Here is a 15,257-nt window from a genome sequence, read left to right as displayed (position 1 = left end):
TGTGGTTTTAGTTAATATTTAATTGGTTAATTATTAAATTATTGATTTCAATATCTTCATTTGAAGAGGCTGAAAAGTGAGTAAATGGCTGAGTTGTAAAAAATAATTCTGTCATTACTTTTTCACCATTGTTATAAAATAGTTCAATTGAGGTTTTATCAAGTACAATTTTAAAGTCGCCTGTTTTTTGACTTTTATTCAAAAGTGCTTTTGAAATGGTTGAAGCAAATTTTTCAGAAAAATCAATTTTACCAGATTTTGAACGGTCTAGAAATAAGTAATTCTCTGAATTATTAATCCCAAAAGTTACCGACTCCCCTTTTTCGTTAGATAATGTAAAATTGTAAGTGGCTTTTTTTAAATTTTCTAATCTAAAAGAGATTACAGCTTTCGTCAGATCAATTTTTCCTGATGACACAATTTCAAGATTACCTTTTGCGCTCAGCTTTTTCCCTTTTTTGGTTTTAGAATAATACTTCTCCAATTCCAAAACAGGATTACTGATCAGACTATAGTCATTATCCTTTTTGATTAATTGAATTTCACGTGGGATTGTCATACTGCTTCTCCATCCAGTTGTTGGAACCTGTTGCGCATAATCCCAATTTGACATCCATCCGACAAATAATTTTCTTCCATCAGAATTTGGGATATTATTCCACGTAACTCCTGCGTAGTTATCTTTACCATAGTCCAACCAAACTGCTTTTTCATTTACAACTCTTTGTGCAAAATTGGCATCTAAAGTAAAAGTTGTTCCATCAAAATCACCAATAAAGTATTGCGTTCCCGAACCTCCATTGGCTCCGCCTGGATTTAAGCTTTGAATTAAAACCCATTTGGTTTCATTAGTTCCTTTAACCTTCATCTGAAAGAAATCGGGACATTCCCAAACACCACCATGTGCACCAATATCCTTCCCAAAATCAGATGCATATTCCCAGTTTTTAAGGTTTTTGGATTTATAAAACTGTGCTCGGTCTTGTGCGGCCAAAATCATTATCCATTGCTTATGGGTTTCATCCCAAGTCACTTTTGGATCACGAAAATCACGAATTCCAGGATTTTTCACGACAGGATTTCCTTCCTCAAATTTCTGCCATGTAAAACCATTGTCATTCGAATAGGCCATATCCTGTTGCTCGACGTCGATTGTATTTTCTTTTTCCTTTGTCATATCATGCAAAGTATAGATTGCAACAATTGGAGCTGTTTTACCCGTACCCAAACCCGAAGTGTTATTGACATCAACGACAGCGCTTCCAGAAAAAATATATTTGTCTTTATCCGGATAAATTGCTATTGGCTGCTCTTCCCACTTAATTAAATCTTTACTGATTGCATGCCCCCAATGCATCGGTCCCCAAGTATTTCCATCAGGATAATATTGATAAAACAAATGATAGTTCCCGTTAGCAAAGAACATTCCATTAGGATCATTCATCCATCCCTTTTTCGGGCTATAGTGAAAATTAGGACGGTACATTTGTTCTTCTGTAGCAATTGAAGCTGAGACGACAGCTGTTTGTGCAAAAGCTGGTTTACAGCCTCCTATCGATAATAATGCAGCACTATATAATACCAGCGGCAGATGTTTCTTTGATTTCATTTTTTTTAATTTTTTTTCTAGTTAGATTTTCACTTAATACTTCTAAAGAAATTCCTTTGGTTTCAGGCATAATAAAAATCACAAACAGTAATTGCAATACCATCATTAATGCAAAAATTAAGAATACGGTGGCCGTCCCTATTTCAGAGAACAACATTGGAATCAATGATGGAATTATTGCTGCCAAAACCCAATGCACGGAACTTCCAAAAGCTTGTCCTGAAGCTCGAATATGATTTGGAAAAATTTCTGAGATGAAAACCCATATAACAGCCCCTTGACCAATGGCATGTGAAGCAATAAATATGAAAAGAAAAATAGGTACCGATAAACCTCCCCAGTTGTAATAAAAAGAAGCTGACACCAAACCTAACGAAATGATATATCCAACAGAACCAACGTACATTAACAACTTTCTTCCTAATTTGTCGATTAATGCAACTCCGATTAAAGTAAATATAAGATTCGTGATTCCGATTCCGATGCTGCTTAATAAAGCGGTATTTTGTCCTAAACCAGCTTCTTCAAAAATTCTTGGGGCATAATACAAAAAGGCATTAATTCCTGAAAATTGATTAAAAAACGCAATCAAAAAAGCTAAGATTAATGGAAAACGATACTTTTTCATGAAAATATTTTCATGTTTTTTAGCACGATTTTCATTGCTGTCATCTATCAAACTTTTAATATCTGCAGAAGGATCAATTTTGAAAAGTATCAAACGTGCTTCATCAATACGGTTCTTAGACAGAAGCCATCTTGGACTTTCTGGAATAACCAATATAAAAAGAAGGTAAATTAATGATGGGAAAGCCTGAACTCCAATCATCCATCGCCAGGAATTAGCACCAATATCTTTCAGGAAATAATTAGAAACAAAGGCAATCAGAATTCCTAACACAATATTAAACTGATATAAAGCGACCAAACGCCCACGCTTGTCAGCAGGTGCTATTTCAGAAACATAGGCAGGTGCAGCAATCGTTGAAGCTCCAACCCCAATGCCTCCTAAAAATCTAAAAGCAGCAAAAACATAAGGATTGTTTGCAAATGCCGCACCAATAGCAGAAATAAGAAACAAAACCCCTATCCAGAATAATGTCTTTTTTCTACCAATTTTATTTGTTGGAATTCCTCCGAATATTGCACCAATCACAGTTCCCCAAAGCGCCATTGCCATAACAACAGATCCATGAAAAGCATCAGATGAATGCCAAAGAAGCTGCAATTGTTTATCAGCTCCTGAAATAACTACGGTATCAAAACCGAATAGAAAACCTGCCAGTGCAGCAGTAACAGACCAAAGTAATATCTTATTCATTGTACATGTATTAAAAACTTGTTGCTAAGATATCCGCAAAAAAAACAACTTATTTTTAACGATGTTACAATTTAATTCATCAATTATTATTGGTTTCGCATTTTAAAGGTAAAGCCTTTGTTTTCAAGTGTTTACGTTAATTTTTAATTATTTACGAAAACCTTGTAGTTTCGATTCTGTTACATAACGTTCAAAATTGATACCTAAAATGATATCAATTTTGTAACTAATTAATTTGAAGATTTGTATTCTTTAGGTGATATTCCAAATTTATTCTTAAAAGCGGTAGAAAAGTAGTTTGGAGAAGAGAATCCAAGAGAGTATGCAATTTCAGAAATATTCATTGTATTTGACTTTAAGAGCTCTGCTGCTTTCTCCAATTTTACATTATTAATATGATCACTTATATTAATTCCAATTATAGCTTTTACTTTGCGATACAATTGTACTCTGGACACATTAAGCTTTTCTGCCAGGTCTTCAACTGAAAATTTTGGATTTTCGACGTTTAAATTAATGATATCATTCATCTTAGTAATAAATGATTGTTCTTGATTTCCAAATTTCGATTCTGGTTCTACTCTATATATATTGTTGGTATAATAATATCTTAGTTTTTCTCTATTAAAAAGTAAACTCGAAATAGATTGTCTTAAAACAGAAAGACTGAATGGTTTAGTAAGATATTGATCCACCCCACTTTGAAATCCTTTCAAAACGGACTCTTTATTACTTTGCGCCGTTAAAACAATAATTGGTATATGTGATGTCCTTAAATCTTTCTTTAATTCCTTGCTAATTTCATAACCATTTTTATCTACTAAATTGATATCACAAATAATAATATCAGGTATTATTTCCATTGCTTTCTCGATTGCATCACTGCCATCTGACAAGTAAACAGAATATTCATTTGAAAGTTTTACTTTTAAAAATGAAACCAATTCAACATTATCCTCAATGATCAATAATGTATGCTTTTCTGATTCCGAATGTACTTTAGCAATTTCTATATCAGCCTCTGAATTTATATTGTCAATTAAAAAATTAGATATATTATTTTGATTGTCACTTTTATCAACAATTTCTGAAGCCTTTAAATGCTTATTCCCTTTAAGTAATGTAACTGTAAATTCGCATCCTTGTTTTGATTTCAATTCAATCTTACCGTGATGCAACTCCACGAACTCTTCTGATAAATACAATCCAATTCCTGAACTGTTTTTATTGTTATTTGACGCGCGAAAAAAAGGATTAAATACCATGCCTAATTCATTTTCAGGAATTCCTATCCCGGAATCCTTAAAGTTAATCTTTACAGTATTATCTAAACTTTCAGTGATTACAATAGCAATTTTACCATTATCAGGAGTAAATTTAAAAGCATTAGAAAGTAGGTTAAAATATACCTTATCCATCAAACCTCTATCAATAAACAACTCAAGATTCTTGTTTTTGCAAGTCAATTGAAAATCAATATTTCTCCGGGCCGCTTCCCCCTTAAAATTCGCCATTACGTCAATGGTGAAATTGTAAATTTTGGTATTTGATGCTCTTAAAGTAAACTTTTGCTCTTCTATTTTTCTAAAATCCAGCAATTGATTAATCAACCTCAATAATCGATTGGAGTTTTTATGGATTAGCTTTATTTCTTCTATCAGTGCAGTTCCTTTAATCTTATCATTTTCAATTAACGATTCCACATAACTCATTATCAAAGTAATAGGTGTTTTAAACTCATGCGACAATCCTGTGAAGAAATTTAATTTTGCTTCGTTGCTTTTTTTAGCAATTTCAGACATCTTCTGAATTTCATCATTCTGATCAATTACAGTTTGATTAATTCTTTCAAGTTGTTTTTTCTTCCTTGAAATAGAAATAGTAGAATAAATACTATAAATGGTTAAACTCAAAATAATCACTAAGAAAAAACTAAGTAAACGAACAAGGTTATTCTGCGAAGCATATTCTCTTTCCTGAATTTTTATAGCACCTTGCTGTGATTCAATGACTTTCTGCTGCTGATCGACTTTATCCATTTGATTTTCAATAATCTCAGCATTTACCTGATCTATTACAATCGTTTTTAATATATTGTTTTTAGCTATTGGTTCATTGTTATATATTTTTAAGGCAAGTTTTAAAGCCTCGTTTCCGCCTGTTGGGTATAAGATGGTACCATCTAAAATACCGTTTTTAACTAGTTCAATCCCCCCATTTACAGAATTTAATCCGTCCACTCCAATAAATTTTATTTTTCTTTCTAGCCCTAATGTTTTTGCAGTTTCCCATGCACTCAAAGCCATCCTGTCATTATGGGCAAAAATATATTCAACATCATGGTTTTGCAATAGAATTTCTCTCAAAGGTTCTTTAACTGATTCCTTTTCCCAGTCCCCTTGTATTTTATTTATGATTTTAAATCGAGTATTATCTTGAATAATTTGATTGAAACCAAGACTGCGTTCATAAGCGGGTGAAGACCCACTTGCTCCCATAATTTCAATTATCTTTCCAGATCCCCGACTTTTGGATATAATATACTTCGCAGCAATTCGACCTACTTCAATATTATCAGCTCCAAGATAAGCTGTGTATTTTTCACTGTCAATTTTTCTGTCAACTACCAATACCGGGATACCGGCTTTTATTGATTTTTCTACAACTGCAGTCAGTGGTTTTGACTCAATTGGAGATACAATAATGACATCTACTTTATTTGAAATAAACCTTTCAATATCTTCAATTTGTTTATCTACATTATTATTGGCATCCCGTATACTAAGATTAACTTCAGGTCGTAACGAGGCCTCAACCTTTATGGAACTATTCATTTGCTTACGCCAATCATCTGTAGTCATGGCCTGTGAAAAACCAACTTTTATCTTGTTACTTTTTTTCTGCTTACAAGACACTAAACTGAGTGATGCTACAAATAATAGCAATGTATATTTGATAATAATATTCATAACATAATAAAATTAGGAAAATGGATTGTTTTTAAAATGCTTAATTTTAAAATTACTCTTATCAAAAATAATTAGGAAGGATTATTTTAGTGATGATAAGCAAGGAAGCCGTAATAATTAAACGTAAAATTAAACTTTTATTTTATGTCTGCAAAACTGTAAATACATTTAATGGTGATGTACAAAAAAAAAGCTTCTTTAGTTGGGATAATGTATTAAAAGTACTAGTGTGATAACAGGAAACATCAGAGTATGTATGTATCCAAAAGATGTACAGCGTATTACCGGTAAAACAGACAGGCAAGGTTGTATTTAAACAAAATTAAAGACAACTTGAATAAAGAACCACATCAATTAATTTCTATAGAGGAATTTTGTTCGTATTCAGGCCTTCAACTGGAACATGTTTTACGTTGTATAATCGGATAAGAATCCAAGAATTATAAATTCTATCACTCAATTATAGCGTAACAAGATCTGTTAACTTAGCAGTTCAACTACTTCTTTTACTTCTAACACACGAGGCAAAGTAATTGCCTGTGTGATATCGAATGTTAATTAGGCATAAAAACAAAAAATCTCTTCGAGGTCTCACGTCCTCATCTTACAGTTAAGGATTCTGTTGAGAGTAAAGACAAATAGACGAGTAATAGCGAACGGAGGTAGTAAGGAAGGCCGCGATAAACGGAACTGGTTTTACTTAAACTTATTCCCGTTAGCAATGAGTATTAATTTTAATGCACTGCACAATCATTTTCTGTGACTTTAAATGGCTTTTTGTCACTGTTTATTTTTTATCAAGACAAAATTCATTTTTTAGGAAAAGCACATTTACTGTAGTTTAAATCTTCTATATTTACGTGATTTTTAACCAAAATATGGATGAAAGGTAGTTTTTAGACAAACTGACCTGGGCAGTAATTTTAAAATCGTAAAATGTCAAAATTAAAAAGTATAAGAGAATTACAAAATCTGACTCAAGAAGAATTATCAGAAAAATCAAGAGTTTCGGTAAGGACAATTCAGCGAATCGAGTCAGGAAAAGACCCAAAAGGGTATACACTTCGCCTTTTGGCAAAAGCATTACAATTAGAAGAAAACGAATTACTAAACCAAGAAACACAAGAACAAAACACAAAGATTATTGAAGAAAACGAAGAGCCTAAAGAAGACTTTTTCATTAATTATTCCTCTTTGAAATTAATCAACCTCTCCTCTATTCCATTTATAGTAATTCCACCATTAAATATTCTCGTGCCGTTGATCCTCATGTTGGTAATGAAGCAAAAAAATCACTTAACTAAACAAATAATTTCAGTTCAAATACTTTGGACCATAATTGCACCTATTGTATTTATGTTAGGCATTTTTTTGAAACTGGGACGTCAATTCACATTACTGATTATTATACTTATTGTTTTATCTAATGTATTCATTATTCTTCGGAATGCAACAGAAATAGATAGAAACAAAAAACTCCATTACAAGCTGAATTTTAGCATGATATAAAAATTGTCGGGATTTTGTCAGGTTATTGTCGGGGAAGTTTTTAGGGTAGAAAACAAGAGTTTCTAACCTTTGCTAAAAAATAATTATAGCAAAACAAAATTCACGATGACAAAACAAATTCTCTTAAGCTTCATTATTGCCCTCTTTTTTAATGCAAACAGCGAAGCGCAGGTTGACAAAAATTCGGAACTATACAAAGTCATTATTTCTAAAGACAGTTTACTTTTTACAATTGGCTTCAACAAGTGCGACATTTCGCAGTTTGAAAATTTGTTGAGTGAAAAATTTGAATTCTTTCACGATGTAGATGGTGTTTCTGATAGAAATAAATTTTTAAACGATCTCAAAACAGGTTTGTGTGGTGACAGGAAAAACTATCAGGCAAGAAGAGAATTGCTGCCAGAAAGTACCGAAATTTATGCTCTTTACAATAAATCAAATCAGGGCAAAATTTATGGTGCCATTCAAATTGGTGTGCATCAGTTTTTTGAAAAACAAACTGGAAAATCTGAAAAGTTTGGCAGTTCTGCAAGATTTACCCACGTTTGGCTTTTGGAAAATGGAGAATGGAAACTTTCAAAATCATTCAGCTACGAACATATTAAAAAACAGCTTAAAACTGCAAATACTTCACTATTTGACGATAATGCTGGAATTGAAAAATGGCTTCAAGAAAACAAAGTACCAACTCTTGGGCTTGGAATAATTAAAAATGGAAAACTCGAACAGATAAAAGTTTACGGAGAAATAACAAAAGGTGTTTCCGCACCTTACAACACTATTTTCAATGTTGCTTCCTTAACAAAACCTGTCACAGCAATGCTAGCTTTGAAATTGGTTAGTTTAGGAAAATGGAATTTGGACGAACCTCTTTATAACTATTGGATTGACCCGGAAATTGCAAATGACCCTCGAAATAAAAAATTGACAACAAGACTTATTCTGAGCCATCAAACAGGTTTTCCGAATTGGCGTTGGATGAATGAGGATAAAAAGCTCAATTTCCAGTTTGATCCTGGAACAAAATACCAATATTCGGGCGAGGGTTTTGAATATTTAAGAAAAGCGTTGGAAAAGAAGTTTCAAAAATCACTGCAGCAATTGGCCAGCGAACTTATTTTTCAGCCTCTAAAGATGTATGACACTAGATATGTTTGGGACAAAAACATAGACCCATCAAGGCTTGCTATTGGTTATGATAAAGACGGAAATGCCTATGAAACCGTAAAGAACAAAACTCCAAATGCAGCGGATGATTTATTGACTCCCATTGAAGATTACGGAAATTTCTTGATTAGCGTAATGAATAGTGACGGATTCACAGAAAAAGTATTTAAAGAAATGATTTCTCCTCAAGTTGCAAGCACAAAAGGAAAGCATTTTGGTTTGGGTTTCGAAATTTATGATTTGGGTAACGGAGAGTACGCTTTATCTCACGGCGGTTCAGACAATGGCGTTCAGACTATTGTGTTTATTTTTCCTAAAACAAAACAAGGTATTTTGATTTTCACAAACTCTGACACAGGTGCAAGTCTATATGAGAAGCTATTGAAGCATTATTTGGGAGAAAATGGACAGAAAATATTTGACATTGAGATGAAATAGTAACTACCTCAAGAGGCAAGGGTTTCGTTCTCTGGGCAGCACTAACGCCATAGCGATGGCGATCAGACAAAGTAATGAATTAAAAATCACTACATACTAAAAAAACAAGTGCCAACAAGATAAACCTTTGTTGAACGGAACCAATTAGATGTAATCGAACATACTAAAGTAGCCTTCACAGATAGTTAAGATATTAATCTTCCATTATTCAATATATCCATTTTTGATTCTAATTTTTACCAAAAATGACATAAATAACTGATTATTAATGAAGTATATTTCAAATATTGATTATTTATGTTTAACTTTAAAAGATATAAATTTTTATGATTTAAAAAGAAACTATACTATTCCAGAATGAAAAGAAACTGCTTAAGTCAGATAAACTGCCCAAACCACAATCCTAATAAAGAGCATTATGACATCGATGAATTTAAAGCGAATGCTAATCGAATTTTATTATTAAAATGTAATGACCATATAGGGTAATACATCATATTCTGATTATGTAAATATCAGATTGCAAATTGTAATATACAAATCTAATGGAAATCAATTGGTATATATTATCGATCGTCTTTATTGGTGCTATAATATTAATTGTTGTATTAATAAAGCAAAATAACAAAGATGAAAAAGAAGTTGAAAATGAATTAAACTACTTTAAAAAACCCAATGAAGAAGAGTTAAACGATGAGAAGGACTTATAATATTACAAATGAATGTCTCGTCCTGAAAGAAGTTTACAAAGACCTACTACCCCCTCTGGTGCTCGTTTGTAACGAGTGCCTACTTACTTATATGAACTGAATAAAGCGTTTGCAACGCGATTCTCATAAATAGATTACCCTAAAGATTCAATATTTGCATTACAAAGACAGTATTACCTTCTTCATAATTCCTATAATATTTACGTAACCCTTCATTCAAACCCGAGTGATAGCGAATAGGCAAAGCAATTCAAAATAAAAAACATTTCTTTGTTCTTTCATCTTTCATCTTTCTTCTCCAACCTGCAATCTGCCTTCCTCTCCCTTCTTTCCTCTCCCTTCTTTCCTCTCCCTTCTTTCCTCGCCCTTCTTTCCTCGCCCTTCTTTCCTCTTGCTTCTCCAATCTGCAACCTGCCTTCCGCCTTCTACAATCTCCCTTCCAACCACTATACAATTCTGAAATCCAACACCACGACATTTGCAACCCCAGTAACCATCAAATAGCTTTTTGGATCCGTTTCACACAATTTATGTTCTCTTCCATAACAATGGTTTTTGTGTATCATTATTTCAGGATGGATATAATCTCTTGGACGTTGTTTTCATACACTATCTATAGCTCTGATTAGGCTTTAGTATACTATAAAGTTAATCGGTAATTATTGATTTTTTTCAAAATGTAATTCAGGTAGAACAATCTTTACTTCAATCTTTTTGTCTTCATCTGTCCAATGAACAATGAAATTCACTTTGGCTTCTTTCAATTCATAACCGCTTTTCTTCTTCTCTGATATTGTTTCAAGAAATCTTTTGGAATACTTTAAAATCAATTCCCCTATATCATTTTTGCAGCCTTCATCAGAAATAATAATTGAATCTCCGCTTGTCAATGTGTTTAATCGCTTCTGAACATACTCAAAGTATCCTAAATTCAAATCCTTATGTGAAAGGTGCATTACCAATTCGCTTGGTTTTTGAAATGTTTCGTTGTTTTCAATTTTCTCTAATTCTTCAGTTTTTATTTGGTCAAGATAATTCCCGTTCAAATGAACAGTCAAATTTTGTTTTGCTCTTGTCATGGCAACATAGACTTGTCTCTTCATTTTATCTTCCCTTGCATCAAAGTTATCAAGAAGCAAAAACACATTGTCGAACTCTTTACCTTTTGCTTTATGAATCGTTGAAACAAAAATTGTTTCACCATTTGTGCTTATGAAATCTTCCAGCTTTGATTCTCTGATGAAAATTTCAAAGTCAGATTTGTATTTCCTTTTTGTGTTAGTCCCTTCAAAATCTTTGATAAGGTTATTGCAGATTTCAAACTTTGAACTTAACTTGTATCTGTCAATCAATTTTCTTTTTGCGTTTACCCAGACATCATCACTGATAATAAAAATACCATCGTTTAATTTCAGCTCATTCAAAAAGAAACGAACCTCTTCAAGATTATACAAGCTAAAACTATCGTTGCTTTGAATTAACTTTGCCTGGTGTCCGTTTTTTGTCAGAAGTCCTGCAACCAGTGATGCTTCTTCGTTTTTGTGAGTCAGGATGCAAGTTGTTCCTGAAAGTCCAGTTGAAAGTATATCGTTAATTAACGGAGTGATAAGATTTCCGTTATTATAATGAATTATTCTAATTTTTCCGTTGCCAGGCTGACTAGCGGCAATCGGAATTTCTTTAAGGCGCTTATCAATAGTCTTTAAAAATTGATTAGTAAATGAGACTAAATTGCTTTTGCTCCTATAATTCGTTATGAGTTCGTATTTTGTTGCCTGCTTTTCTGTAATAAAACTTGATAAATATTTTGAATCTGCTCCCCGCCATTCATAAATATTTTGGTCATCATCCCCAACTGCAATTATTCTCATTTCCTCGTTCTTGTCCATCAGCACTTTTATCAATTCAAATTCTTCCTCGTCCATGTCCTGTGCTTCGTCAATTACCAAAACAGTTTTTGTTATTCTACTGGTTTCAACTTCGTTGGTTTTTATTTTCTCAACAGTATTTTTGATAATCGCACCTGCTCTGTCAATTGTTCCTACTTTTCCCAACAAGTCAAAACAATAAGAGTGAAATGTTTTTATGTCAATGAAGTGAGCGGCATTTCCAATTAATTCAATCAAACGCTTTTTAAATTCGGTTGCTGCTGCTCTTGAAAAAGTTACCATAAGTAACTGCTCATGCTTAACATCTTCCATCAAAAGCAATGAAGCTAACTTGTGAACTAAAACTCTTGTCTTACCACTTCCTGGTCCTGCAGCAACAACTATATATCTTGAATCTTTGTCGTCTATAATTCTTCGCTGAACATCAGACAAAGAGTCAAAAAGCTGTTTGTATTTTTTTGGGGTTATATTTCTTTTTATTTCAAGCTCTCTGCTGCCTTTGAAATATTTGTTTATAAATGAGGGAAAATTTAACTGGAAATAATCATCAACAAATTTTAAAGCACCAGAGTAGTCGTCAACCATTTTCTTAGCATATTCACCTACAATGTGAATTTGCTGAACTTTGTGGTCATAATATTGGCTTAGTTTCTGGTAATCCTGTTCCTTGTATTGAACTCTGTTGTTCTGTTCAAGCCTGTAAATAGTGAGTTTATTGTAAACTACAAGAAATCCACCTTCAATTTTTATTGCTTCAATACGTGACAGATAAAACAAAGTATCTTCAATATCTTCAATTGATGCTTTCACTTCAAACATCTGAACCTGATTTCCAAATGCTTCTTGTAATTCAAGAACTGAAAATTCAACCAAAACTTCTTCTCTCCTGGTTTCCTCTTTTCCAATTATGGAATTGCTTTTATCATATAAATAACCAACAATAAACTCGGCTAAAATGTGTCGCTTTTCTAATCTCTCTTTTAATTCTTCTTTGGGTTGACAGCTAATCGCTATAATATGATTTTTTGAGTAATCCTGATTATGTCGTTTGATCCAATTCTTTATTGCCCAAAAGTTGATTACGGTTTTTATCTTGTTTGGAGAAACATCTTTGCAGCCACTTTCTTCGATTTGCTCGTTAAGTTCTTTAATGTGAAATGATTTTTGCTGTTCTTCGAAAAGTGGACAAAGGAAATTTTCTATTAGTCCATAGCTTTGGGTAACTGAAAGAGAACGATTTTTGTTTTCTCCTTTTTTTATGAATGCGGTTAAATCCTTTGTGTCACCTAATATCTTTTCATCTCTTAACAAATTAACAATGGAAATTACATTTTTAATGTCAAGACCTAAAGTATCAGAGATATAATCAACTCTTGATTCTGCCTCATCAGATTTTGTTTGCTTTCTACTTTTGCTTGAAAATAAGCTTTTAATAATCCTAGTTGCAGTTATTTTTTGGTCCTCAGTAAATTTTTGCGAATGCATAATTTTATCAATCGCTTCTTGCGCTGTTTTTGGTAAAATACTATTTGCAAACACTTTTGGCATGTTTTGTTTTCGTTTCACATAGCCAGCTTCCTCCAATGCTGCAATTGCTGTTGTAACTCTCGTTTCAATTTCACTCAGATTGTCATCCCAACCAGCTACTCTTGCGATTTCCAAAGCAGATTTTTGAACACTTGACTTAAATTTGGTAATGAACTTTATGGCATTCCAAATTTGTTTTATCTCATGTAAATTTAGTTTGGTTTGGTTCAGCAGTATGAAATGTTTACCCAGATCTTCCTCATTAAATAAAACATAACAATCAGCAGTTATATTTTCATCTCGGCCTGCCCTTCCTGCCTCCTGAACATAGTTTTCAAGTGAATCGGAAATTTCAAAATGAATTACCATGCCTACATCTTTCTTGTCAACGCCCATCCCAAAAGCTGAAGTAGCCACCATAATTTGAACTTCACCAGTAATGAAAGCATTTTGGTTTTCTGTTTTCTCCTGACTTTCCATTTTACCGTAAAATGCTCTTGCATTAAATCCGTCTTCATTTAATCTTGTTGTAAGGTCTCTTGCCCGTTTGGTTCTTGAAACATAAATTATAGTCGGACAATCTTTCTCCTCTATTAAATCGCGAACGGTGTTGTATTTTTCTTCATCATCTCTTTTTTCAAAAACCCTATATTGCAGATTTGTCCTTGACGCTTTGGAAGGAAATATTTCAAATTTGATTCCCAATTTTTCTTTGAAGTATTCACAAATGTCTTCAATGACTTTTTGCTTTGCTGTAGCAGTAAAACAAGAAACAGGAATTTGTTCTTCAAGATTTTTGCTTTCCTGTAGCGATTTAATGAAATCACCAATGTATAAATAATCGACTCTGAAATCTTGTCCCCATGAAGAAAAGCAGTGAGCCTCATCAATTACAAAGCGGACAATTTTTCTGCCTAAGAGCAATCTTTCAGTTGTCTTTGAACGAAGTGATTCAGGAGAGATATAGAGTATGGATGCTTTGCCGTTTTGAATTCTCTCAATAGATTTCGCTCTTTCAATCGGGTCAAGCAAACCGTTTATGGTAACTGCATCTGTAATTCCAATCCTTTCAAGATTATCCACTTGGTCTTTCATAAGCGATTGCAATGGTGAAATCACAACTGTTAAGCCTTTTATGTTTTCACCTGCCATCAAAGCAGGAACTTGAAAAGTAATTGACTTTCCTCCACCTGTCGGAAATACGGCTAATAATGATTTGTTGTCAACTGCGGCCTGAACTGCGTTCTCCTGGAGAGGTTCCCCTGAATAAGTTCTGTAAGCATCAAATCCAAAATAATTTTTCAGTCCCTTGTGGATGTCCAAAGCCTGATTGCAGTACTCGCAACCAGTCAGGCAGGGATTGCTTCTAAGAAGAAACATTATTCGCTCAACTTTAGGATAGTTTTTTAAAACCCAAGGAGGTGTAATTGAGTATCGATTGTTGCAATTAATCAGTGATAAACAGTAAGCTAATTCAATTGGATGGTCTGAAATTATTTTTGATAAGTCTGCATGCTTGCAAATAACAGAATCAAAATTTTCATGAATTAGTTTTTCTGTTTCTGTATTACTGCTTTTGTATCCAATGAAGCGAAAAAAGGAGTGGAACTCTATTTTTTCATTTAACAATAGATAAAAAATCTGCTTAAGTTTTTCGTCACTTCGATTAAAAGCTGAAACTTCATCAAAAAAAAGATCTTTAGCTTTTATAGAGTCATTAAGTGGGTTGTTAGTGTCTTCTGTTTGTAACTTATCGTCTTTTACTAAAGCATGATAAGGCTTTGTCGGGAACAACAGAGGAGACAGTAATAAAGTATCAATTATGTTTGCAGAATCAACTTTAGCATCTGTGATCGCATTGTAAATATAATGTAAATCGTGATTTATTATGTTGTGCCCACATATAAACTGTGCTCCACTGAGAAAGGTTATAAAGTCAGCAATGGAATTGGAATGAAATGAATTACCATCGCTTTTGACGCTCCCTATGTCAAGAATCCTTTGGCTCTTAGGATCAATCTCGGTATCAACGAATGCGATAGAATTCACTGCTTTTGTTTTAAAAACTGGATTACATTTTTTTCTCTCGTTTCTAAGTTAAAATTAAGATTTTACTCT

General features: G+C 33.0%; 7 protein-coding genes. 3 read left to right on the top strand and 4 right to left on the bottom strand.

Annotated elements, in window-relative coordinates; translation table 11 throughout:
* Positions 1-7: 7 nt before the first annotated feature.
* From HQN62_RS09525 to HQN62_RS09515, 3 genes are all read right to left on the bottom strand, one after another.
* Entirely contained in the window at positions 8-1,609 is a 1,602-nt protein-coding gene (locus HQN62_RS09525; RefSeq protein WP_173504180.1) for a glycoside hydrolase family 32 protein, read from the bottom strand.
* On the bottom strand, positions 1,572-2,930 hold the full coding sequence (locus HQN62_RS09520; RefSeq protein WP_173504179.1) for a sugar porter family MFS transporter: 1,359 nt from the start codon (positions 2,928-2,930) through the stop codon (positions 1,572-1,574). The genes HQN62_RS09525 and HQN62_RS09520 overlap by 38 nt, the downstream gene beginning before the upstream one ends.
* Before the next feature lie 230 nt (positions 2,931-3,160).
* Positions 3,161-5,899: a substrate-binding domain-containing protein gene (locus HQN62_RS09515; RefSeq protein ID WP_173504178.1), complete on the bottom strand. Its 2,739-nt coding sequence runs from the start codon at positions 5,897-5,899 to the stop codon at positions 3,161-3,163.
* Between the two features lie 936 nt (positions 5,900-6,835).
* Here HQN62_RS09515 and HQN62_RS09510 point away from each other — a divergent pair.
* From HQN62_RS09510 to HQN62_RS09500, 3 genes are all read left to right on the top strand, one after another.
* A complete protein-coding gene (locus tag HQN62_RS09510; RefSeq protein ID WP_173504177.1) occupies positions 6,836-7,408 on the top strand; it encodes a helix-turn-helix domain-containing protein in 573 nt (190 codons plus the stop codon).
* Positions 7,409-7,513: 105 nt separating this feature from the next.
* Entirely contained in the window at positions 7,514-9,013 is a 1,500-nt protein-coding gene (locus tag HQN62_RS09505) for a serine hydrolase domain-containing protein (protein WP_173504176.1), read from the top strand.
* Positions 9,014-9,558: 545 nt separating this feature from the next.
* Positions 9,559-9,723 (top strand): hypothetical protein, encoded by a 165-nt coding sequence (locus HQN62_RS09500; protein ID WP_173504175.1) that lies wholly within the window; start codon positions 9,559-9,561, stop codon positions 9,721-9,723.
* A gap of 659 nt (positions 9,724-10,382) precedes the next feature.
* Here the strand turns inward: HQN62_RS09500 and HQN62_RS09495 are convergent.
* Positions 10,383-15,188, bottom strand: a complete 4,806-nt coding sequence (locus HQN62_RS09495; protein ID WP_173504174.1) for a RecQ family ATP-dependent DNA helicase — start codon at positions 15,186-15,188, stop codon at positions 10,383-10,385.
* Between the last annotated feature and the right edge of the window lie 69 nt (positions 15,189-15,257).

The sequence above is a fragment of the Flavobacterium sp. M31R6 genome (assembly GCF_013284035.1).
Lineage (GTDB): Bacteria > Bacteroidota > Bacteroidia > Flavobacteriales > Flavobacteriaceae > Flavobacterium.
This window is presented reverse-complemented; position numbering and strand designations above follow the sequence as displayed.